At 57.3% G+C, this 22,309-nt stretch carries 16 protein-coding genes, 1 tRNA gene and 2 pseudogenes; 6 read left to right on the top strand and 13 right to left on the bottom strand.

Features of this window, described 5'->3' with window-relative positions; translation table 11 throughout:
- The 9 genes and pseudogenes from Q0072_RS10965 to Q0072_RS10925 form a co-directional block, all read right to left on the bottom strand.
- A pseudogene (locus tag Q0072_RS10965) lies at nt 1–245 on the bottom strand (DNA-directed RNA polymerase sigma-70 factor); the annotation flags it as partial.
- 465 nt (nt 246–710) lie between these two features.
- Entirely contained in the window at nt 711–2,408 is a 1,698-nt protein-coding gene (locus tag Q0072_RS10960; RefSeq protein ID WP_298329752.1) for an RNA-binding domain-containing protein, read from the bottom strand.
- Between the two features lie 45 nt (nt 2,409–2,453).
- The gene (locus tag Q0072_RS10955) at nt 2,454–3,509 is read right to left on the bottom strand and encodes a restriction endonuclease (RefSeq protein ID WP_298329749.1); all 1,056 of its coding nucleotides are present in this window, start codon (nt 3,507–3,509) and stop codon (nt 2,454–2,456) included.
- Between the two features lie 48 nt (nt 3,510–3,557).
- Nucleotides 3,558–6,092: a GIY-YIG nuclease family protein gene (locus tag Q0072_RS10950; RefSeq protein WP_298329746.1), complete on the bottom strand. Its 2,535-nt coding sequence runs from the start codon at nt 6,090–6,092 to the stop codon at nt 3,558–3,560.
- Nucleotides 6,085–7,668 (bottom strand): Eco57I restriction-modification methylase domain-containing protein, encoded by a 1,584-nt coding sequence (locus Q0072_RS10945; protein WP_298329744.1) that lies wholly within the window; start codon nt 7,666–7,668, stop codon nt 6,085–6,087. Before Q0072_RS10945 ends, Q0072_RS10950 begins: the two co-directional genes overlap by 8 nt.
- The gene (locus Q0072_RS10940) at nt 7,665–8,315 is read right to left on the bottom strand and encodes a DNA methyltransferase (RefSeq protein ID WP_298329741.1); all 651 of its coding nucleotides are present in this window, start codon (nt 8,313–8,315) and stop codon (nt 7,665–7,667) included. The genes Q0072_RS10945 and Q0072_RS10940 overlap by 4 nt, the downstream gene beginning before the upstream one ends.
- Nucleotides 8,316–8,422: 107 nt before the next feature.
- Nucleotides 8,423–10,114 carry a DUF6119 family protein gene (locus tag Q0072_RS10935; RefSeq protein WP_298329738.1) on the bottom strand — a complete coding sequence of 564 codons (1,692 nt, stop codon included), beginning with the start codon at nt 10,112–10,114 and terminating at the stop codon, nt 8,423–8,425.
- A 466-nt stretch (nt 10,115–10,580) separates the two neighbouring features.
- Nucleotides 10,581–11,771: an integrase arm-type DNA-binding domain-containing protein gene (locus tag Q0072_RS10930; protein WP_298329735.1), complete on the bottom strand. Its 1,191-nt coding sequence runs from the start codon at nt 11,769–11,771 to the stop codon at nt 10,581–10,583.
- A 172-nt stretch (nt 11,772–11,943) separates the two neighbouring features.
- A tRNA-Leu gene (locus Q0072_RS10925) sits at nt 11,944–12,030 on the bottom strand.
- Between the two features lie 230 nt (nt 12,031–12,260).
- On the opposite strand from Q0072_RS10925, the gene Q0072_RS10920 reads away from it, so the two are divergent.
- Nucleotides 12,261–13,226 carry a complex I NDUFA9 subunit family protein gene (locus Q0072_RS10920; protein WP_298329732.1) on the top strand — a complete coding sequence of 322 codons (966 nt, stop codon included), beginning with the start codon at nt 12,261–12,263 and terminating at the stop codon, nt 13,224–13,226.
- Nucleotides 13,227–13,442: 216 nt separating this feature from the next.
- On the opposite strand, the gene Q0072_RS10915 is transcribed toward Q0072_RS10920, so the two are convergent.
- From Q0072_RS10915 to Q0072_RS10905, 3 genes are all read right to left on the bottom strand, one after another.
- Nucleotides 13,443–13,832, bottom strand: a complete 390-nt coding sequence (locus Q0072_RS10915) for a hypothetical protein (protein ID WP_298329729.1) — start codon at nt 13,830–13,832, stop codon at nt 13,443–13,445.
- Between the two features lie 113 nt (nt 13,833–13,945).
- The gene (locus tag Q0072_RS10910) at nt 13,946–14,743 is read right to left on the bottom strand and encodes an undecaprenyl-diphosphate phosphatase (protein ID WP_298329726.1); all 798 of its coding nucleotides are present in this window, start codon (nt 14,741–14,743) and stop codon (nt 13,946–13,948) included.
- Nucleotides 14,744–14,792: 49 nt separating this feature from the next.
- Nucleotides 14,793–15,983 carry a citrate/2-methylcitrate synthase gene (locus tag Q0072_RS10905; RefSeq protein WP_298329723.1) on the bottom strand — a complete coding sequence of 397 codons (1,191 nt, stop codon included), beginning with the start codon at nt 15,981–15,983 and terminating at the stop codon, nt 14,793–14,795.
- A 167-nt stretch (nt 15,984–16,150) separates the two neighbouring features.
- On the opposite strand from Q0072_RS10905, the gene Q0072_RS10900 reads away from it, so the two are divergent.
- From Q0072_RS10900 to pgi, 5 genes are read left to right on the top strand one after another with little or no spacing between them, the layout of a single operon-like run.
- Complete coding sequence (locus Q0072_RS10900) at nt 16,151–17,116, top strand: cation diffusion facilitator family transporter (RefSeq protein ID WP_298329720.1); 966 nt, start codon at nt 16,151–16,153, stop codon at nt 17,114–17,116.
- Nucleotide 17,117: 1 nt separating this feature from the next.
- Nucleotides 17,118–17,810, top strand: coding sequence for a glutathione S-transferase family protein (locus tag Q0072_RS10895; protein WP_298329717.1), 693 nt, complete (start codon nt 17,118–17,120; stop codon nt 17,808–17,810).
- On the top strand, nt 17,810–18,976 hold the full coding sequence (queG, locus tag Q0072_RS10890; RefSeq protein WP_298329715.1) for a tRNA epoxyqueuosine(34) reductase QueG: 1,167 nt from the start codon (nt 17,810–17,812) through the stop codon (nt 18,974–18,976). Before Q0072_RS10895 ends, queG begins: the two co-directional genes overlap by 1 nt.
- Nucleotides 18,966–19,952, top strand: coding sequence for a glycosyltransferase family 2 protein (locus Q0072_RS10885; protein ID WP_298329712.1), 987 nt, complete (start codon nt 18,966–18,968; stop codon nt 19,950–19,952). The genes queG and Q0072_RS10885 overlap by 11 nt, the downstream gene beginning before the upstream one ends.
- Entirely contained in the window at nt 19,949–21,562 is a 1,614-nt protein-coding gene (gene pgi, locus Q0072_RS10880; RefSeq protein ID WP_298329710.1) for a glucose-6-phosphate isomerase, read from the top strand. Before Q0072_RS10885 ends, pgi begins: the two co-directional genes overlap by 4 nt.
- A 201-nt stretch (nt 21,563–21,763) precedes the next feature.
- On the opposite strand, the pseudogene Q0072_RS10875 reads toward pgi, so the two are convergent.
- A pseudogene (locus tag Q0072_RS10875) lies at nt 21,764–22,309 on the bottom strand (glutamate synthase large subunit); the annotation flags it as partial.

Here is a 22,309-nt window from a genome sequence, read left to right as displayed (position 1 = left end):
TCCGGCCCCGGCGGCTTCGATCCAAAGCCCATATAGAAGTACCGCTCGGGCACGTCTAAGGCTTCGGTGCAAAGCATCAGTTCGTCGGAACCGATACGTTTTTTGCCCTCTTCGATAGCAACGAGGTCAGCAACCGGCATCTCAAGGAACCCGGCCAGCCACTCTTCGGACATTTGCAGAAAAAGCCGTCGGGCGCGGATGCGCTCCCCTACATGGGTATCAACGGCATTAAGCTCAATCGTCATCTTGAAACCCCCAAGGCTCCAATTGGCGGTACGTCCCCGCCTCAGGAAGCCTCCTCGATCCTGGAGATCGGGGAGTTCGAAACCGCACCTAGATACGGCCCTGTGGCCTTTAGCCGGGGCCTGTTGCATACGCCACAGGCTCCCCGACCAGCTATAGGTCAAGGAGGTGTGTCGGAATGGCCGACATCAACCATCTAGGTAGGGGTTTCGACGCCCCAGCGCTGCACGTACAGCGCCAACGGGAATCTTACATGAGACAGCCGGAGATTGCTAGTCCGGGCGTTCGTGACATTGAATGAAGTTGGGAAGCGGAGAAATCGATCTGAGGACGACCGGACAACCAATTTACCCCGACAGGACGCCGATCCAAAGCTATTCTTTCTTGTGAAAATTCAACCTCTTAGTAGAAAGTTTAGCTTCGAGAAATGACTAAAAATAGCTACTTTCACATTTAACGTGAAAGTCTTAGTCATTTTTCGTTGCGAGCTCCCAGATCGGCTTTCGGTTGGTCCCGCTGTTAACGATCAGGGCATCATTCCGCATACCTTGAAGCAAATTCGCTATCTTTTTTCGCTTCTGCGCTTCCGACAAAACTTCCGACATTTTTTCCAGCAAAAGGCCATCGAAATCCGATCTGGTCGCCCGCTGAAACTTTTTCAAAAACTCAATGATCATCGCGCGGTAATGGCCATCATCGAAAGCGCGGTTGCGGATATAGCTGGCCTTTTGATCCGTTAAATCGGCGACTTTTGACGATATGAAATGATTTGGCGAGCGCCCCTCGATTAAGCCGCCTGACCTAAGTTTCCTCGCCATGTCAGACGGGATGGGGATGTTTTTCTGGACACGGTCGAGCAAGATGACCTCGTCAAGGTTCAGGTCTGAGCGCCGCATCAGGACTTGTACATATTTAGGATCGAAAATCTTACCTGTAATCGAGACCTCGACTCCCATCATCCCGCCGGCATGTTCGCCAATCAGAAAGTCGGGCAAAGGGAAAAACCGCTCACGCTGAATCTCGAACATGCGCCGAATGCCGCTGCCCATCTGGTCAATCATGCGCAGGCGGATCATGGCATCGATGAGCCATTGATTGCGATAATGCTCCGGGGGCGATTGATGCTCCAACATCCATTCGACGCTGGGCGGCATGAAGCTACCTAAATTGCTGATAACCAGCCGATCTGGAAACTCGACCACATTGATCTTGCCGCCTAGTCGATAGTCCTGGTGCGCGATAGCGTTATGCAGGGCTTCGCGTATGACCCAGTTATCGTACTGTGACACAGGTGTGGGAAACAATGTCCCGTCCGGCATGTATTCTAGCGTCAGGTTGCGCACCTTTTGAAACAGCGCTTCCGACGATAGTAAGAACGGCAGCCCATAATGCTGGCCGCTGACGTAAACAGATTGCTCGTTCTTCAAAATCCAACTGATTTTGGTGTCGGCAGGGCTCAGAAAATGCTGAGCCTCATCCTTGCCTAATAGTAAGATAGCCGTCCGCGTGATCCGGCCCTGCTTTGTGACACGCGCCTTATTCAGCAGCGTCACATCATCCCATTTATCGACTTCGTCAGCTTCGGGGTTTTGATTGCGGCCCAGATATTCTTTGAACTTGGTTCGGGCAAAATCAATGGCGCGCCGGTCAAGGTCAGCGAGAGTGGCCCCATCCACCACGTGCCCAGACCAGTCATCTTTGCCATTGAGGACTTCGAAGAGCCGAGCTTCCTTGTCTCCCGTCAAGGCGGTAACATGACTTTCAACCCGGATGTAGCGCGTGCCCCTGTAAGCCAAGGGTAAGGCTCTGGGCGCGTGGATTTCGAGCACCACCAACCGTCCATCAGGATGTACGACCTCGTGGAATTGAAAGTCAGGCTTTGGTGTAATGCTTTGATTCAGACCCATAATCAGAGCTTGATTTCCCTCGAACTTCTCCTTGAATGGATTAAAAGTCGTACCCGTGACAGCATGGCTTTCGTCGTCCACGCCCCAAATCAACCAGGCCCGTTCATGCCGTTCTAAAGCCGCCGAGTTGCCGAGGCCCGCTATATATTCGCCAATCTTCTTCGGATCGCTGAGATTTGACTTAAACTCAAAAGTCTCGCCCTCATGGGATTTTCGCCGAAACCCATCCACTCGCGATACCAAGGCTGAATTTTCCATCAGTCCGGCCCCGCACTGCTGCTATCGTGAAATTTTGAAGTGCAATTACTCATGATCAGCTAGGACCCATATTCGCTTTAACGGCAAATCAGCCTGAACCTCTTCTGACAATTGCTCATAGCTTTGCTGCACCGCCTTGACGATTTCACCTGCATCCCAAATTCTGATTTCGAAAAATAATCGTTGCGCTTCCTTGGCGAGCGCTTTTGTCACGCCGCCCCAAGCAACCAGAAGGCCTTGCTCGGCTGAAAACTGCCTCATTACGCCCTGGAGTTCCCTTAGAACAGAGACATCGACAGGAGCATCCTGGGATTTCACCTGGACCACCAGTCTTGGTTCATCAAAGCCTAATGGTCCCTTCCCGGCGACAATATCAACGCCACCGTCAGCGCCAGGTGGTGAAACCACCACTTTATAGCCCTGCGTTTCAAGAACCGCCCCCACTAAGGTCGAGAGCCTATGACCTTTAAAAACTGTGGCGATTTTCATCCGGATAGCGTCATCGGCCACTTCCATCAAATCGACAGCGGCGGACGTATCATCTGCAGTAATCACGCCCTCTCTGGCATCTTTCACACCCTTGCCTTCTCCGACGCTTGCGATATTTCTACCGGAGATCGCCGGGTCAATCTTACCGTTAAGGACCGCAGCAACCCTCGTTTCGGCATCATTCCGATGGATACGGCAAACGGTCAGAAATGCTCCAAACGAATAAAGGAGGTCCTGAGCGAAGGCGCTACGTGGAACCTCTTTGACCCATTCAACTGGCCGAGTATGGTGTGCGTCATTGAGGTCCGTTCGGTAACAGTAAGGACCCGTTACACGTCCTAAGGCGATTGCCGCTCGCGACTTCAGCGGCATTACGATAATGTCGTCTTTTGCCATCATGTGGGCGAAAGGCCATAACTGGCTTTCCCAGTTCGAAAGCGTTTTGCCTTTTTCATCCGGATAGATGGAGGCAAGAGCGGTATTCAGGTCATCCCGTGTCGGCAATTTTGAGAGATCGGGCATGTCATCCCAGCCGATCACTGCCAAGCCGCTTTCGAGGGCCAACGTCTCTCGCTCACCATATTTTCCAGATCGCACAAGCCAGACCGTCATCAATAGTTATCCCAGTTCAAATTTGCCATTGGATCATCCCATTCCCCATCAATCCCTTGCCACGACTGTATCGTAGAGGCCGATCTGGCTAAGTCCCTTGTGAGTTTCAATTCCGGTGTAGCGTAAAGAGGCGTCTTCATAGCGTCGGAACGCAAACACGGCCTGGTTCATCTTCTCAGTGTTGAACACCTTCAAGCGCACCAGCAAGTGAAAGTCTTCTACGGTCAAACCGGTCACGGTCAGGAACAGGTCAGGTTCAAGCCGAGTGATCACGTCCTGAAGCGTATTTTCGCGAAAATCCGTCAGATACATAAAAGCGGGAATACGTGTGGCAAACTTGATCAGCTTTTCCTGAACCTGCTTGCGCTTGGACTTATATTCCTTTTCCTCTTCGGTCAGCTCTTTCTTTTCCTTCTCGGAAAGACCGCCAGCCTTGGCCTTGTTTTTAAGGTCTTTCACCTTCTCGTTCTTATTGATAATGGTTTCAATGATGTTGTCGCCTAGAGCGCGCCAGCCTTCGATGCGGTTGACTGCAGCCATCGCCTCCGGGTTGTCCATGATGCGGCGCAAGGTGTCGTTATCGACATTGACCAGAAGAGCGGACTCCCACTTGCGCGCCAGCAGCGTGCCGGACGTGCCTGCCATGGCGATATCAAGTATCCCCCCGGCATCAATCTGGGTCATGTTCGCGCCGTCATAGGCCAGCACGGGAAGGAATGAGACCAGTTCCCGGACGGCGTTTTCCGGATTAGCTTCACCAGGCGACAGCCCAATGCCGTAGTCCGACAATTGCCGCAGAGCGCGCGTGGGTGCGAAGTCAAAGACGAAACAGACTGGTTTGACGATCTCTTCTTCGTTCGGATTGTCACCATTCGGGTTTTTGATCGACCAAGGCGATTGCACCCGAAAAGCCGCTTGGAAATAGGTTTCCGGCGATTTCAGATTACGTAGCATCAGGATTGACGACCATTGCGCAATGGTGACACCGGTGGTGAGCTTGCCGCACGACAGCGTGATGGTTTTGGTCTCGAAGCCACTGCCAATGGCTTTACGCACCGGCGGCACGGCATCTAGGCCAATACCGGCGTCTGCACCAGCGGCCATGATCACGTAATAGCCATGCCAGAAAGTGTTATGCCGTTCGGCCAACAAATTCGCCATAGCCTGGCAAGCCGCGACACTGGGCAAAAACCAGAACGAATGCTGCATATAGGGCAACAGCCGGTTGTCGGAGTAGGGAAAAGGCGGCCGCCCGCCTTGCCTTAAGGCATCCGTTGTCTGAGGCATGTACGCCCCCCGGATAATCTCAAGCCATTTCTGCACATCAGATTTATGTGTAAAGGTCGCGTTGTCGCCGGACCCGGTCGCGGCAAAAAAGACGTTTAAGTCAAACTCATCGAACTCCCCCGAACTGGCAATGACGGTCAGTTCGGGCGGCATCTGATAGGTCAGTAGCCGCATCTGGGGCAACGAGGCATATGGGTTGCGCTTGCCGGGGTTCTGGATCGCAAATTCCGCCTTGGCACGCTGTTCGTCGGTATAGGTCCAGTTGAAGATTTGCTCTTCTATAAACTCACCAGTCGCCAGCGCCTTGAAGGGCGTGCCGGATAAATAGAGATAGGCGCGTGTGGTGATGGGCAGGAACATGGCCTCATTGGCCGACAGGCGACCGAGGTCTTCGTTGACCTCATCAAGCCCCACATCATATTCCTGTTTCAGGTCGCGCCGGGAGTCGTCTTCGCCTTCAAACAGTTCCTTGGCCGTGTCGCGCCAGGCGCCGAAATGGTACTCGTCAAAGACCACCAGGTCCCAATTGACGGCATGAAGCCAGGCATTGCGCGGTTTGATGGTGCCGGTCGCCTTGTCGCGCCCCAGCAGGTCCTGAAATGAGCCGAAATAGACCACCGGGCGGGCGGCTTCGATCTGGCTGGGGTCGCGTTCCGACTTGCGCGATAGATATTGCCAGCCGTCAAAATCGACATGACTTTCAAGGTCGGTCTGCCAGGCATCTTCGACGGCGGGCTTGAAAGTGACGACCAGAACACGTTTGGCATTGATCGTCTTGGCCAGTTGGTAACTGGTAAAGGTCTTACCGAAGCGCATCTTGGCGTTCCACAAGAAGCGCGGCACGGCCTGCGGGTCTTCGGCCCAGATGGATTGGAAATAGTTGGCGGTGCGTTCGACGGCTTCGGCTTGCTCACGGCGCGGCGGAAAGGATTCGGAGCGCGGGCGGTCAAAGGTCTGACCCGTGCGCAGTTGGGTCAGCACCGCCCGGACATCGGCCACGGTGCAGCGAATCCATTCCCCTTGCGGATTGTCAAAACCCTTGTGGACCAGAGCGCCGCGCACGGCATGGTCGGTGATGATTGTGCCGTCATCGCGGGCGGCGGGTTCGTCCAGTTCGATAAGTGGGGTAATTCCGGCGGTCTTGACCTGCTCGGCAATGCGCGTTTGCACTGCGCGTGTCGTCTGGCCAATCTTCAACAGCCCCTTATGGCTGTCTGCCTCTATGGTATAGGCATAAAGGCGCGGATTAACCTGCGGCTTAGGGGCCAAAATCTGTTCGATAGTGGGTTTAATCATCGTCGCCCGCGTCCAAAACCATGGGTCTGACTTGGGATTCTATGTAGGCCTGTTCTTCAGGCGTAATGCCATATTTTTCATACAGAGCTTCGTCCGTCCAAATGCGATCCCAAGTTTGCATGGGTACCCAAGCGTAGGTCGAATGGGTGGCGTGTTGAGTGATTTTTCGTACAGACACCAGAAACCGAAATAGACGGGTCGCATAATAGGACTGAACGCTCTTTGCCTCATCTTCAGAATTAACGTAGAAAAAAAGGAATGACTGAGTACAGACGGACGGTGAAGGCGCAATTATTGATTTTCCGAGTATAGGGTGCGGTATCATATCTCCACCGTTATATGCCTGCGGAACCAAAACCTTCCATTTTTCAACAAGGTGAGAGCTTTTATTTATTTTGTCCCTACTAATATATCCGATACCCCTTTTCATTGTCCGAATATAGTGTAAAGGAATGTCGCCTTCATTTTTAATTTTATGAAAATCGTCAAAATTAGAAGTCCAACCAAACTCTTTGTCTCTGGCAAGAATTGTATTTATTGACTTATGCTCTTTGGTAACAACCTTGTGCAAAATTGAAACTGCTCGGGCATCTCTGACGAACACATCATATTCACTTAGGTCTCGTTGTGTCGGCCCAATAGCTTCACCATTACGGTACGTAGTCACGTCGCAGAGCCCCTGATGCTCTGCATCCCAAAGAAAATAGCAGACACCGGCCTTAATCTCGACTCCCGGAAAAACCTCGCTTGCAGCGGGATAGTCTACGAGCTCCTTTATTTGGCTATCACTCAACATAGCTTGCCTGAACTCGCTCAGACCGAGCCCGGACGCCATCCAACGGGCAGGTATGACCATAGATAAGAAGCGTGGTTGGAGTTTCTTCGCCTGCTCTACGAAGTATTGATAGATTGGAACGTCGCGCGTCCCCCCATCTGAGCTAAGCTGATAGGGCGGATTTCCGATAATTACATCGAATTGCATAGCGTCTCCAAACATCCCGGCGATGCGAGATTTGATTTCATCGGTATGGATAAAGGCATAAGCATGGGTTTCACGGTCTGAGCCGCGGTCCATTGTTTCCTGACCGGCGCCGCAATGGACACAGCGGCCATTGCGCCAGCTATGTTCGGTACGTTCAAACCAGATATTCCCGTCTTCGCTGGAAAAGCTTTTGGCAACCGAATGTTCGCCCGTCGCAAACTTCGAACAATAGAGGCTGCGGCGGGCCAGAAGAGCGGTCAGTCGGGTAATACCGATACCGAACAGTTGTTTGGTCAGGATATGATTGACGCGGGTTTGCAGGTCCGGAATCTCGGCTTCAAGCCCGGCAATCAGGCGAATGGCGATTTCGCGCAGAAATACACCCGACTTGGTGCACGGGTCCAGAAAGCGCACAGTGCTATTGGCCCACAGGCTTTGACCACCGTTTTGCGCTGCCCAGGCGTCCCCCAGTGTGTCCAGCATCCGTTTGGCGAAGTCAGGCGGGGTGAACACTTCGTCGTTCGACAGGTTGGCAATACAGGTCAGCACATCAGGATTGCGGCCCCTCAAGGCGAAACTGGCCTGATCGTTCATGCCGCCTCCCCAGACGCATTGCCCGCACTGGCCAATTCTCGCACCGTCATCGGTGGATAGGCGGTGGTAGGCTTGAAGATTTCATGCTTCCCAAGGTGGGCGAACAGCGAGCCTTCGACGCTGAAACTGGCCATCCCGGTCAACACATCCAAACGGAAATCACGGCGCTGAAATTTGCCCTTACCCAGATAGCCCCATTCGACGACGAGTATGGGCTTCCCGTCCATATCCTTCATCGTCATGGCGTCACCGTGAATCAGGTTCTGCGACAGTACAAAGTAGGCAGCGCGATATAGGTCGTCGCCTTCATCAAGGTTCAGATAGTCTGCGAACACCTCAAGCATATTGGCGCGGCATTCCGCAATATTATCAGCCAGAAGCTCAATGCCATAGGTGCACATCAAGCCCAGGAGGGCATAATGTTGTTTCTCAAATTCTGACTTACTGAACTTAACTTCGACGGCCGCCAACTTGCGTTTCAGAATTGGCACCAAGAAATTGCCACTGCCACAAGCGGGTTCCAAAAACCGCGAGTCAATGCGCTCGCTCTCACCCTTGACGAGGTCCAGCATCTGTTCGACCAGCCAAGGCGGGGTAAAGACCTCACCATGATCTGCAACTCGTTTTTTTGACTTAATTAGACTCATGCTTAAATGGATATAGAGTGTCAGAGATTGAGTCTACACGCATAGGGCGGACTGCAGGCCGCCACTCACCCTTGAAGCTGACCAGCTGTTTAAAGTCCCGGCTGATATCACAGCTTTTCGATAAGATGAACTTCTACCGTGTAGCCGATGAGCTGGAGACGGCTTGCCGCCGCTCTCAAGCTAACTTTGCTGAAAAACGGTAGCCCGAGCTTCTTCGATCGCTGGTACGGGTGCCGCATAATCCCGTAAATTACCTTGTACTCGCTCGGTGTCGGCTTTGAGCGTCCATCCGGTAACAGTGCTTCAAAACCTGACTTGCCCGCTTTCCATTGCCGTTTGATCGCCGAGTCTCGCATCGATTTTCGGAACACATCGTCACGCACGAAGCTCTCCGCAGACACTATGCCTTGGTTCCAGAGGTGGCTTATCGGCGCGGAACCGTGGCCGTCTTTTAAGTGTATGAACTCTTTGTCACGGGAGAAAAAATCGCAGGGTTCGAGGTTTGCGCCGGCGGCGCCCGAAGGAGATGCTTTCACTTTATCAAGATTGAGAAGGTCTGGGTCCTTATCAAGCTCGGCGATCAACTCCTGTTCGTTGGTCGATTTTGTCGATGCACGTATAGGGGTAGCGGATAGCAGGGCTTGGTAGCCCTTCTCGACCTCTGCGAAAAACTTGTCCTCGATGCAGTACCAGTCGCCTGAAAACAGGACATATGTGTTTTTCTTGTATGTGAGCTCGTATACGAAGCAATCATACACTCGACGACGCTTCGACTTGTCTCCCTGGCCATCGACCACTATGCGAACTTCATGGCTGGCCTTGAGCTCAGCAATCCCGGACACCTCTGCGGGTCTACCGGCTTTGAGCTCGGCGATATAATCTTCAATTGCGAGTTCGCCGAAACCAGTTTTTGCACCTGATTTGAATCCGATCCCAAAGTAGCCGAAATCATGCCCCTCTTCGGGGTCGATGATCTCGGGTAACGTCATATGGAGGTCCGAAGGGTGTCCATTGATCAGAAGTTGCACTTCAGTAAATACTAAATCGTCGAGTTGTTTCTGCAGATCGCCGTCTCGCACGGGCACTATCTGGTCTATGAAACCGTAGTCCTTCTGATAGTCGGTCGCGTTGAACAGCTTGAGTGCTTGTTCACATTTTTTAGCAATATCATTGGGTGACAGCCTGCTTGTGATGGTTAGGGCGTCCTTTCCTGCAAGCGAGTTTGCGAAGGTAGTATCAGTAGGGACGCCGCCCGCTAAGCGGAGAAGGTCATTTTGGTAGTCAATGCCGAATCCTCGAAGATCGGACTTTCGACTCGACTGTATGCGCTTTTGGAATGTTGTTGAATCAAGTGTTGCAACGTCGAGATTTCTGAGCGCGCCGCGCGCAACGGAATTCAGGGTAACACGTAATCCAAAGTTACGGACGAAAGCGTCGGCGGTAAGGGCAAGATGACCGCCGCCAAAGGCCAAGGCAAAAGTGCGCTTTGCTTTACCATCTCCATCGGGGGACACCTCCAGAAACAGGACGGACGAACAACTCTTGTTCTCAAGCTTGATATCACCTTCTGCGCTATATTGGTTGATAATGCTTAGCCAGTCCGGGCTGTTACCGTGGGTTTGTCCTATGTAGAGGCGGCCTGACTTGGCGGGAACTTCTCGGATATCACTGCTACTTCGGACGGCATCTTCCACAGTTTTATCGTCTCGCAATAGGCGGACGGACAGTGTCATAGTTTTTGAATCGTCTACACTTTTAGCCTTCGTCGCGCGCGCCATCGATTCCTCCGGTGCTTTCATGGTATTACCCGTTCACGACGTGCGCCAGAAAAATATAACATCAGGGTTGCGTCCAGCCTAGGTGCTGCGTGGCTCTGCGGGCTATCAGTCGTGTAAATCGAGCAAGGCTTTGACGGTATGGACGACAAATCGACGCTTAGGACCCGAGAGTTTTGACCAGGCAGCCGCGGCAATCGCTACTGCTAAGCCGACTTTTTCAACAATATCGGCCACGAGCAGCCAATAGCAACGTGGGCTTCACAGTGTTGCCCACTATGTCGTATGCTGAGATCACAAAGGCGACCGTGCGGTATTTGGGTATTTTTGAGGACTGTAACTCAAACAGCACATAGAAGTTGGGGGCCTATTTGGGGGCTTAGCCACTTCGTGCATTTCATTTAGAATATTGAATTCAAACGGCTATTTCTCGAATTCAAGTCACCTAAGCCGCGGTCGCCGAAGCCATTTGCGTCACGTCGAACATCTATCAACCCTGCCGCAGATCATCGAGATAGTCCGACCACCACTGGGCCATTTTAACACGCTCGTCCCAGTGTTTGCCTCGGTGGTAGATTGCCCGAACGCTGTCACCGCCCTTGTGCGCCAGAGCCTTTTCTATAGCGTCCGAGGACCACAGGCCCGACTCGTTGAGCAGCGTGCTGGCGGTGCTACGGAAGCCGTGAGCGGTCATTTCTTCATTGGTGTAGCCCATGCGGCGCAGCCCCATGTTGATCGTATTTTCAGACATGGGCTTGATGCTGGTTATGAGCGACGGGAATACGTACTTTGTCCCGCCGTATGTCAGTGCTTTCGCCTGCCTAAGTATCTCCAGAGATTGGCGCGAAAGCGGAATGGCGTGTTCAGCCCGCATCTTCATCCTTGATGCCGGGATAAGCCAGACACAACGGTCGAAGTCGATCTCCTTCCACTCGGCCAGACGAACCTCGCCAGGACGGGCGAAGACGTGCGCGAGGAAGAGTGTGGCCAGCCTGGTCAACGCGCTGCCATCATAGGCGTCGATGGCGCGCAGTAGCATGCCAACGGCTTTTGGCTCGACCAGTGCGGCATGGTGCTTCACCTTGCCTGTAATCAGCGCATCGCCAAGGCCTACGGCAGGGTTGGTTTTCGCCCGGCTCGTGATGATGGCGTACCTGAAGACCCGGTCGGCAAAAGCGCGGGTGCGCTTGGACGTCTCATAGTTCCCCCGCTTCTCAATAGCCTTCAAAGCCGCGAGAACCTCAAACGGTTCAATATCAGAGATTGGGCGTCGGCCGATTGAATTTTCGAGCTGAGAGCGAAACCAGCGCTGTTTGATCAGGGTGGCCGGGGAAAGCCCCTCCTTCTCTTTAAGCTCGATGAACTCCGCTGCCACGGCATCGAAGGTGCTGGCATGAGCGATCTTCGCCTGAACGATTTTTCGCTTTTTGTCCGCAGCCGGATCAATGCCCTCTGAGAGCAACCGCTTGGCGTCGTCACGCTTAAAGCGGGCCTGTTTGAGCGTTACCTCAGGGTACTTTCCGAGCGACAGGATGTTTTCACGCCCGAAATGCCGGTAACGCATCTGCCAGAGGCGATTTCCTGACGGCTGGACGGACAGATAAAGGCTGTTTCCGTCGGAAATTTTGTAAGCTTTTTCCTGAGGTTGCGCCGTACGCACCATCTTGTCTGTGAGGGCCATGTGGGTAACGGATTTTCAGAAAGTGTGGGTAAAAGGCCAATTACCCACTCGTTACCCACAAATGCGCCGGAAAACGCTGGACGCACGTGGAAGTTCGCGGATAATTAATCCGCTAAACTACCTTATTTTAAAGGATTTTTCAAATATTTCCGGACTTGTCCGGAAAGCTGATTGGTGCCCAAGAGAGGACTCGAACCTCCACGACCGTTAAGCCACTGGTACCTGAAACCAGCGCGTCTACCAATTCCGCCACCTGGGCACTTATAATCAGGCTGCGTTCCGATCTTGCGACCGGAGGCCGGTGAAATACAGAGAAGGCCGGGGCAGGTCAATGGCCTTTTTGAAAGTTTTTTACATTTCCACAGATGACTGCGCGGAAAATGGCGGACGCCGGGCCCGTCAGGGATTGCGACGCACAAGCCCATGCGCTAATTGAGGTTTACAAAGGGGTGCCGCCCCAAAGGCATCCGCGCATCCGAGGTTTCCATCATGTCTCAACTGTCCTCCAGACTGGTCACCGTGTTCGGCGGGTCGGGCTTTGTCGGCAAGCAGGTCGTCCGCGCGCTGGCGCAAAAGGGCTGGCGCGTGCGCGTCGCCGTGCGCAAGCCGACCTACGCCTACGATCTCAAGCCGCTGGGGACCGTGGGGCAGATTCAGGTCGTGCGCTGCGATGTGCGCAAGGAGGCCGACGTGCAGGCCGCGCTTAGCGGCGCGTCGGCGGTGGTCAATCTGGTCGGCATTCTGTATCAGACGCCGGGCGCGTCGTTTGACGCCGTGCACCGCGCCGCGTCGAAAGCCATTGCCGAAGGGGCTGCTAAGCTCGGCATCAGCGATTTCGTACAGATGTCGGCGCTGGGGGCCGATCCGAAGTCTTCATCCAAATACGCCTCGACCAAGGGCAAGGCCGAAGAGGCGGTGCGCGCCGCCATTCCCGCGGCCGTGATCGTGCGTCCGTCGGTGATCTTCGGGCCGCAGGACGGCTTCTTCACCGGTCTGGCTGAGCAGATCAAGACCTTCCCGGTCATGCCCTCCATCGGTGGCGGCAAGACGAAGTTCCAGCCGGTCTATGTCGGTGACGTGGCGCGCGCCATTGCCGATACGCTGGGCAACCCGGCCTTTGCGGGTCAGACCTTTGAACTGGGCGGGCCGGAAACCTTTACGTTCAATGAGCTCATCAAATATGTCGGCGAAGAGATTCAGTCGCCGCGCGCCCTCGTCTGGATGCCGTTTGCGGCGGCCAGCCTGATCGGTCTGGTCGGGGACATCAGTTCGCTGCTGATCAAGCCGCTGCTGACGTCTGATCAGGTTCTGCTGCTGCAAAAGGACAATGTGGCGTCGGGCAAGCTGCCGGGCCTGCGTGAGCTGGGGATCGTGCCGACGGCTGTGGAGTCGGTGGTGCCGTCCTATCTGTGGCGCTTCCGCAAGAACGGTCAGTTCGCCGAATACGCGGGCTGAGTTGGTCAGGCCGGGGTAACGAATAAACTTCCTCCTCCCCATTGTATGGGGAGGTGCCGAGTTTACGAGGCGGAGGGGTATTCCTTCCGCGGGTTATACCCCTCCGTCAGCTTCGCTTCGCTCGCTGCCACCTCCCCATAATATGGGGAGGAGAAAGTAGTCGCGTTAAACCGACACATAGCACGACAGACCCTCCGGTTGCGCCGGAGGGTTTTTTTATGGACGCGACTGCGCAGGCGCGACGCTGTCCAGCCATTCCAGCGCCTTGGACGTGCGGTCAAAGGTCAGTATCTGCCCGTGCGTATAGGCTTCGTCAAAGACGCGGGCGCGCACCTCAAACAGCACCTCGTTGGTGATGACGGCCACCTTGTTACAGATGTCTATGCCGGCTGTTTCGGCGTGCCACCACACCAGCAGCCGCTCCACCTCGGCATAGTCATAAAGCCCCGTCGCGCGGCGGTAATCGAAGATGCGGCGATAGGTCCAGGCGGAACGGTTGGCCTTATAGCCTTCGATGATCAGGTCGGTGAGACGCGCACTGTCGATTGCGCCAAGGACCCGAAAGGTCATCAGCTTACGGTCGGGGTCGATGTCGATTTCCAGCACGGTGAGCGTCCTCGTCTGTTTTTATCGGCCGCTGCCCGTGCGGGGTACAGATAGCGACGTTTGTTACAGAGTGGACACAAAAAAAAGGAAGTCTGTAAAGCAAAATCTTGGGATCAATGCCCCAGCGACAGCAGGATCAGGCCGAGGCCACCGACCACAATGCGCCAGAGGGCGAAGATGCCGTAGCCGTTCTTGGCCACGAAGTTCAGCACCGCCTTAACGACAACCAGTGCCGTCACAAAGGCCGCGATAAAGCCGACGACGACCAGCCCCATGTCGTTGAAATTCATTTGGTTATGGGTCTTATACACGTCATAGGTAAAGGCCCCCAGCATGGTCGGCATGGCGAGGAAGAAGGAAAACTCCGCCGCCGCCTTCTTTTCGACGCGGCACAGCATGGCCCCGATCAGGGTCGAGCCGGAGCGCGACATGCCGGGGATCATGGCCAGACACTGAAACACGCCGATGATCAGCGAGGTCTTGAAATCAAGGCGGAAGGCATCGCCCTTGTCCGGCGTCGGCGCGTACTTGTCCACCAGCCACAGGATGATGCCACCGACGATCAGGCTGATGCAGATGAGGCGCGGGCTTTCGAACAGCACGCTCTTGATGAAGTCGTGGGCCAGCACGCCGATGACCAGCGCCGGAAAGAAGGCGACAAGGATAGAGACGGCAAACCCGCGCGACTCCGGCGAGGTCGGCAGGGTGATCAGCACGTTCCACAGCTTGTTGAAATAGAGGCTGAGGAGCGCCAGCACGGCGCCCAACTGGATCAGCACGGCGAAGGTGTTGCTGGGCGACTCAAAGCCCAGAAAATGCGACAAAAGCAGCAGGTGGCCGGTCGAGGAAACGGGAATATATTCGGTCAGGCCTTCGACAAAGCCTAAGAACAAGGCAATCAGATAGTCCATAAAATCAGTCCGGCTTAAAAAGGCTTAAAAGAAGGTTAGGTGCCTGATGTCAGGCCTTTGCGGCCAAAGGATGTTCGCCGACATAGCGCAGCCGCACATTGGGCGCGGTGCCGGTTTCGGTCTGTTCAATGGCGTGGGCCAGCCAGCCGGCCGAGCGCCCCAGTCCCATCAGCGTAAACGGCGCGTCCTTGGGCAGGTCGAGGTGTCGCCCGATCAGGGCCAGCGCCAGAGTAAAGCCCCGTGGCCGCCCGGTCAGCTCCTCACCGACGGCGCGGATGGTCTTGAGGTCTTCGCCGATGTGCGGGGCGGCGGCCATCAGGGCTTCGGCGCGCAGGGCATCGCAGGGCGATTGTTCGGCCTCAAAGCCCGGTAGCTCGACACCCTGACGCAGGAAGGTTTCGGCGACCAGACGCGGATTGCCCTGACGGCGCACCTGCGTGACATAGGCTTCGGCGCGCGACACCCGCCCGCCCATGGCCGGGCCGCTCAGGGTGGCGAAACCGGCCATGACCGGCGATGACAAGGGCCCCTGCGACACGGCGGCGGCGCGGGCCGACAGGGTGGCGGCATCGAGCCCGTTATCGGCGCACAGCACCAGCGCCCGGCGGATGAGATCGACGTCACGCAGGTCATTGACCTTCCAGGCGCGGGCCAGACGCTGATGGAAATAGAGGCGCGGCCCGCCATTGGTCACCGCGTCGAACAGCTCATTCAGAATGCCCGCCGCTTCAAGGCGCAGATGGCGTTCGGTCGCCTGTTCCGACAGGGCATCTTCGTCCAGACGCCGCGACAGCATCCCCCACACGCGGGCGCGCGGCCCGCCGGTGAAGTTGACGTCCGGGCGCGGTTTTAACGGCCCGAAGGGGTTGGTGGCCTCGTCCTTCCACAACAGGGCGGCGACGGTTTCGAAGTTCTCGGTTTCGCTGAGGGCGAGGCTGTCGTGCGTGCGGTAAAAGGGCCGGTTGTCGATGGCGATAAAGATGTCGGAATCGATGGTCGCCTCACCGCGCAGGGCGGATTTGCCGCTGAGCGCCGGTAAAACCGCCGGGGCATCCTCCGCCGGGCGCGGCCCGCGCTGCGTCAGGCGCTCAATGTCGTCAAGGGCATAGAGCGAGCGGCGGGGATTATCCGGGTCGGTGCGCGCGGCGATGCGCTGACGGCTGACATAGGCATAGAGGGTCTGCGGCTTAACATCCAGTCGCTGCAAGGCTTCGGCGCGGCTGATCCACTGGCGCGACATGGGCTCACCCTCGGATTGGGGCTGATAATCAAGATTGATTATCAGGAACTTTAAACACAGCCGGGTTTAAAATCCAGCCATGTTTAACAGGGGCTTAAAGTTTTTGTAGCGTGGTAGATTCAGGCGTATACAGATGCCGTTTCTGGTTATTTTAAGGCTCCTCCGCCATGGCCCTGCCCTTTACACGCCTGATCAACCCGTTCAGCTTCAACGGCCTGACGCCGCAGGAGATGATCCTGCGCGTATCGGCCCTGTCGGTGTTCGTGGCCCTGACCCTGATCGGGCTGAAAACGCTGGCGCTGATGGCGTCGGGCTCGGTGGCGGTGCTGGCCTCGCTGACCGATTCCGGCCTAGACCTGCTGGCCTCGCTGATCACCTTCTTCGCGGTACGCTTTGCCCGCACCCCGCCGGACAAGGAACACCCCTTTGGTCACGGTAAGGCCGAGGCCTTTTCGGCCCTGTTTCAGGCGGCGCTGGTCTTTTCATCGGCGGCCCTGATCCTGCGCGACGCCTGGGACCATCTGCGCACGCCGGAGCCGGTGAGCGGCGGCCTTTTGTCCGTGGCGGTGATGATCGTGTCGCTGCTGCTGACCGGGCTTCTGATCGCCGCGCAGAACGCCGCCCTGAAGGCCTCGCAGTCGGTGGCGGTATCGGCTGATCGCGCGCATTATCTGACCGATATTGCCGGGAACAGCATTGCGCTGGTTGGCGTCGGGGCCGGTGCGCTGGGCGTGCCGCATATCGACGCCATTGCCGGGGGGGCCATTGCCCTGTGGCTTTTGTGGGGGGCGCTGCACGTGCTGAAAGACGCCGCCGACAGTCTGATGGATCGCGCCCTGTCGGACGAAGATCAGGCGCGCATTCATGAACTGGCGTCTGACGATGCCGAAGTGCTGAATATCCACCGTCTGCGCACGCGTATTTCCGGCCCGCACGTGCTTATCCAGATGCACATGGCGCTGCGGCCCGACCTGACCCTTGTCAGGGCCCATGAAATAATCGTAAGCGCTGAGAAACGCATATTGTCGGCCTTTCCCAATGCCGACATCCTGATTCATCCCGACCCGGACGGCGCGTCTGAGCCGCATGGCGGCGTCTTTGCCGAAGCGCACGACCGGGTGCATCAGATCTGACATGAACACGCCCCTGCGCACCCTTTATCATTTCGCCTTCGACCCGCATTCGCGGCTGGTCCGGCTGGCGCTTGGCGAAAAGAAGCTGGCTTTTGAGGAGGCCCCGGTCAAATACTGGGAGCCGACGGATGAGTTTCTGCGCCTGAACGTGTCGGGCCTGCTGCCCGTGCTGGTCGAAAGCTACGACCACGGGCGCAACGTGACCCTGTGTGAAAACCGCGCCATCCTCGAACACCTCGATGAAAGCGCCGCCGAGGTGCGGCTATGGCCCACCGACCCGCAGGAGCGTGCCGAGGCCCGGCGTCTGGTCGGCTGGTTTGAGCGCAAGTTCGACTATGAGGTCAACGCCCTTCTGCTGCACGAAAAGATGGAAAAGCGCCTGATGGGCATGGGGGCACCCAATCTCTCTGCCCTGCGCGCCGGGCGCGACGCGCTGCGCGACCACCTGCTTTATTTCGAAAGTCTGCTTGAGGCGCGCAACTGGCTGTCCGGGCGGCACATGTCCTATGCCGATTTTGCGCTGGCCTCACACCTCAGCGTCATTGATTACGTCGATGAGATGAACTGGGACCGCTATAAGCACCTGAAAACCTGGTACATGGTGGTCAAGTCGCGCCCGGCCTTCCGTCCGCTGCTGGCCGACACCCTGCCGGGGGTTGCCCCGTCGGCGCACTACCGGGAACTGGATTTTTGATGGACGCGCGACCCGACACCCCCACCTCCCTCAGGGAGAGGGGGTTTAAGGCCGACATCACGGCGCGGGCAAAGGCGCTCGGCTTTTCCAGCGTCGGCTTTACCAACCTGCCACAGGACTGGGACGCCGCGCAGCGCCTGAAGGCCTTTATCGCCGCCGGCTATCACGGCGAGATGGCATGGATGGAAGAGACGCTGGAGCGGCGTCTGCACCCGCAAAACATGTGGAACGGCGCCAAAAGCGCCATCGTTTTGGGCTTCAACTACGGCCCCGACAGCGACCCCCTGCTGGGGCTATCCGAGCGCGATCTGGCCAATATCAGCGTCTATGCGCGCGGCGACGACTATCACGACGTCATCAAGAAAAAGCTCAAGCAACTGGCGACCGACATCGTGACCGCCTATGGCTGCGAGCTGAAGGTGTTTGTCGATACCGCGCCCCTGATGGAAAAGCCGCTGGCGCAACTGGCCGGGCTCGGCTGGCAGGGTAAGCACACCAACCTCGTCTCGCGCGAATTTGGTTCCTGGCTGTTTCTGGGCAGCATCCTGACCGATATGGAACTGCCGCAGAGCCTGACCGAGCGCGACCATTGCGGGTCGTGCCGGGCCTGCCTCGATGCCTGCCCCACGGACGCCTTTGTCGGTCCGTATCAGCTCGACGCCCGCGAATGTCTGTCTTACCTGACCATCGAATTTCGCGGCCACTGGCCCGACCGCTTCCGCACCGCCATGGGCAACCGTGTCTATGGCTGCGACGACTGTCTGGCCGCCTGTCCGTGGAACAAGTTTGCGGTGGAGGCCTCCGAGGCCAAGCTGAAAGCGCGCGAAGGCTTCAACGCCCTGTCGCTGGTCGATCTGGCGCAACTGGACGACGCGGCGTTCCGCACCCTGTTCAGCAAGTCGCCGATCAAGCGCATCGGTCTGGCGACCTTCCTGCGCAATGTGCACTACGCGCTGGGCAACAGTTTTGATGATCTGGTGGACCCGGACAAGATCGCGGTTTTGACGCGTAACCTCCGCCACGATAGCCCCGTGGTGCGCAGCTCGGCCGTCTGGGCTTTGTCGCGTGGCCTGAGCGCCGAAGACTTTCGGGCCCTGCGGTCACAGCACCTGCCGCAGGAGGACGATCCCGACGTGTGGAGCGAATGGAGCCGTCATGTCGCCTAGGTTTTCCTTAATCGTCCTGTCCTACCAGAGCGGCGCGTATCTGGAGCGCTGCATCGAGGCGCTGCTTACTCAGTCTACGGATGATTTTGAAATCCTGCTGGCCGATAACGCCTCCAGCGATGGCGCGCCTGAGGCCGTGGTGGCGAAATTTCCGCAGGTGCGCCTGATCCACAATGGCGGCAATCTCGGTTTCGCCGCCGGTAACAATGCCGCTGTGCGCTATGCTAAGGGCGAATGGCTGGGCTTTATCAATCCGGATGTGTTTGTGCACGCCCACTGGCTCAGCGAAATGGCGCAGGCCATCGGTGATTATCCGCACACGCACATTTTCACCTCACTGCAACTGGACCCGCAGGATCAGGGCGTGCTGGACGGGGCCGGCGACGGTATGAGCTTCTTCGGTTTCCCCTTCCGCATGGGCTATCGCGCCGCACGCCCGGAGCACATTCCGGTCAGCGAGGTGTTTTCGCCGTGCGGTGCCGCCTTCGTCATTAAACGCTCGCTGTTTGAGGCGCTGGGCGGCTTTTACGAGCGCTTTTTCATGTACTGCGAAGACGCCGATCTGGGCTATCGCGCGCGTCTGCGGCGCGAACGCACCCTGTTGATCCCGCAGGCGCGCGTCGATCATATCGGCTCGGCCACGCTGGGGGCGCGCTCGGACTTCGCCCTGTTCCACGGCTATCGCAACCGGCTGTGGCTGTTCATAAAGAACACACCCGCCACCATCCTGTGGCTGATGCTGGTGCCGCACCTCTTGTTTAGCTTGTCAGGGGCGCTGAAGGATGTATTGAAGGGACGCGGCCCGGTCGTCGGTCGCGCCCTGAGGGAAGCCCTTACTGGCTTGGGCGCGGTGATGCGGGACCGCCACCAATTACAAAGTACCCGTCTTTTGCGTTCAACGGATTTATTATCTCAATTTAGCTGGGACCTGCGCCTGATCCTGCGGCGCGGCCTGGACCTACGGAGCCCGAAATGAGCCTTTCCGAAGCCTTTACCGCCCTCAAAACCCAGGCCGCCATCGACGCCAAAACCCCCATCGTGGCGCATTTTGAATACGAAGCCGACCGTCTGGGGGCGCAGTCCCTGTCGGTGGCCGGGCTCTATGTCGATGTGTCGAAGCAGTCGTGGTCGGATGCTGGCTTTCAGGCGGCGCTGAAGCTGTTCGAAGCCGCCGACCTGCCGGTCGCGCGTGAGCGCATGTGGACCGGTCAGGCGATCAATGTCTCGGAAAACCGCGCCGTTCTGCACGTGGCGCTGCGCGACTCCGACGGCGAAAACGCGCGTCTGCGCGGGGCAGAAATCACCGCCGACGTCAAGACGGCCCGCGACGCCATGAAGGCATACGCCGACGGTATCCGCAGTGGTCAGATCGTCGGTGCGACCGGTAAGCCGTTCAAGACCATCCTGCACATCGGCATCGGCGGCTCGGACCTCGGCCCGCGCCTCGTCTGGCAGGCCCTGACGCCGCTGAAGCCGCAAATCGACATCCGCTTTGTCGCCAATGTCGATGGCTCGGAACTGGCGCTCAACACCGCCGATCTTGATCCGGCCGAAACCCTGGTCATCGCCGTGTCGAAGACCTTCACCACGCAGGAAACGCTGGCCAACTTCCTTGCCGCGCGCGACTGGCTGATCGCCGGCTTGGGTGAAGCGGCGGCCTCAAAACACCTCGCCGCCGTCTCTGCCGCCCCGGCCAAGACCTCAGCCTATGGCATCCCCGAAGACCGCGTGTTCGGCTTCAAAGACTGGGTCGGTGGCCGCTATTCGCTGTGGTCGGCGGTGTCGCTGTCGGTCATCATCGCCGCCGGTTATGACGTGTACGAACGATTGCTGGCCGGCGCCTATGAGATGGATCAGCACTTCCTGACCGCGCCGTTTGAAAAGAATGCGCCGCTGCTGCTGGCCGCCGCTCAGGTCTTCAACCGCATTGGCCTCGACCGTCCGGCCCGCGCCGTTATTCCGTATGCGCATCGTCTGCGCCGTCTGGCCGCCTTCCTGCAACAGCTTGAGATGGAATCGAACGGCAAACGCACCGACGGCTATGGCCAGTTGTTACCGACCAAGACCTGCCCGGTCGTCTTCGGCGACGAAGGCACCAATGCCCAGCACGCCTTCTTCCAGATGCTGCACCAGTCGGAAGACATTGTGCCGCTGGAGCTGATCGCCGTGAAGTCGAACCCCGAAGCGCCGCTCGACATGCAGCAAAAACTGCTGTCGAACGTCATCGCGCAGGGTGAAGCCTTTATGGTCGGCAAGAGCCTCGAAACCGCCGAGGCCGAATGCCGCGCCGCCGGTTTCGACGCCGACAAGACCGCCATCATCGCCCCGCAAAAGGTCTGCCCCGGCAACAAACCCTCGACCCTGGTCCTGCTTGAGGCCCTGACGCCGGAAACGCTCGGTGCCCTGCTGGCCCTCTATGAGCACAAGACCTTCGCCGAAGGGATCGTCATGGGCCTCAACAGCTTCGACCAATGGGGCGTGGAACTGGGCAAGACGCTTGCCAATGCCGTGCTGGAAGACATCACCGGCAGCACCATCAAAGCGCACGACCCCTCCACCACAGCAGCCATTTCGAAGGTGAAGTAGCAGGGGCACAGCCCCTGCACCCGTTTGTGGGAGTCAAAAAAGCCGCCTCTGCAAAGGGGCGGCTTTTCTTTTGCTCTCAGATAACCCGCTGTGAGGCGGCGATAAGGCTTAGCGGGTGAGCACCGGCGCGCAGCGTACTTGAGTACGTGAGCACCGGCGCGCAGACCGATGAGGCTTCGCAGCCCCTCACAGGTAGGGTTATCAGGCCACGGCGGCCGCGCGTTTCGCCTGAATGGCCAGTATCTCGTTCGGCATGACCTGAACGAAGGCCTTCAGCGCATTGTCCCAGTCGTCGAGGATGGTCTCGGCGCGCGGAGACTGCGTCTTTTCAAAGTGCTCGGCAATCAGGGCCTTGAGGTCGGCCTGATCGCTTTCGGGCACTTCGCGCAGGGTGATGCCTTCCGGGTTGATGTACTTGGCGAACGCCCCTTCGGTGTCCCAGACATAGGCGACGCCGCCGGTCATACCCGCGCCGAAATTGGCACCGGTCGAACCGAGGATAACCACCTTGCCGCCCGTCATATATTCACAGGCGTGGGCCCCTGCCCCTTCGACCACGGTCACCGCACCGGAGTTGCGCACGGCGAAGCGTTCTCCGACGCGGCCTGCCACGAACAGCTTGCCCGACGTGGCCCCATAGAGGTTGGTGTTGCCGGCCAGCATCTGGTTCGGCTGCCACTGTTTCGGACGCACGACGATGGTCGCGCCCGACAGGCCCTTGCCCACATAGTCATTGGACTCACCAAC

This window comes from Asticcacaulis sp., from assembly GCF_027484505.1.
In the GTDB taxonomy this organism is placed as follows: Bacteria; Pseudomonadota; Alphaproteobacteria; order Caulobacterales; family Caulobacteraceae; genus Asticcacaulis.
Note: the sequence above shows the minus strand (reverse complement) of the source record. Positions and strands in the feature narration are given on the sequence as shown.

Bases quoted from the DNA above. Each gene is read 5' to 3' on its own strand.
- Q0072_RS10960 (WP_298329752.1), bottom strand. From the start codon at position 2,408: ATGGAAAATTCAGCCTTGGTATCGCGAGTGGATGGGTTTCGGCGAAAA.
- Q0072_RS10955 (WP_298329749.1), bottom strand. From the start codon at position 3,509: ATGACGGTCTGGCTTGTGCGATCTGGAAAATATGGTGAGCGAGAGACG.
- Q0072_RS10950 (WP_298329746.1), bottom strand. From the start codon at position 6,092: ATGATTAAACCCACTATCGAACAGATTTTGGCCCCTAAGCCGCAGGTT.
- Q0072_RS10945 (WP_298329744.1), bottom strand. From the start codon at position 7,668: ATGAACGATCAGGCCAGTTTCGCCTTGAGGGGCCGCAATCCTGATGTG.
- Q0072_RS10940 (WP_298329741.1), bottom strand. From the start codon at position 8,315: ATGAGTCTAATTAAGTCAAAAAAACGAGTTGCAGATCATGGTGAGGTC.
- Q0072_RS10935 (WP_298329738.1), bottom strand. From the start codon at position 10,114: ATGAAAGCACCGGAGGAATCGATGGCGCGCGCGACGAAGGCTAAAAGT.
- Q0072_RS10930 (WP_298329735.1), bottom strand. From the start codon at position 11,771: ATGGCCCTCACAGACAAGATGGTGCGTACGGCGCAACCTCAGGAAAAA.
- Q0072_RS10920 (WP_298329732.1), top strand. From the start codon at position 12,261: ATGTCTCAACTGTCCTCCAGACTGGTCACCGTGTTCGGCGGGTCGGGC.
- Q0072_RS10910 (WP_298329726.1), bottom strand. From the start codon at position 14,743: ATGGACTATCTGATTGCCTTGTTCTTAGGCTTTGTCGAAGGCCTGACC.
- Q0072_RS10905 (WP_298329723.1), bottom strand. From the start codon at position 15,983: ATGTCGCGCCAGTGGATCAGCCGCGCCGAAGCCTTGCAGCGACTGGAT.
- Q0072_RS10900 (WP_298329720.1), top strand. From the start codon at position 16,151: ATGGCCCTGCCCTTTACACGCCTGATCAACCCGTTCAGCTTCAACGGC.
- Q0072_RS10895 (WP_298329717.1), top strand. From the start codon at position 17,118: ATGAACACGCCCCTGCGCACCCTTTATCATTTCGCCTTCGACCCGCAT.
- queG (WP_298329715.1), top strand. From the start codon at position 17,810: ATGGACGCGCGACCCGACACCCCCACCTCCCTCAGGGAGAGGGGGTTT.
- Q0072_RS10885 (WP_298329712.1), top strand. From the start codon at position 18,966: ATGTCGCCTAGGTTTTCCTTAATCGTCCTGTCCTACCAGAGCGGCGCG.
- pgi (WP_298329710.1), top strand. From the start codon at position 19,949: ATGAGCCTTTCCGAAGCCTTTACCGCCCTCAAAACCCAGGCCGCCATC.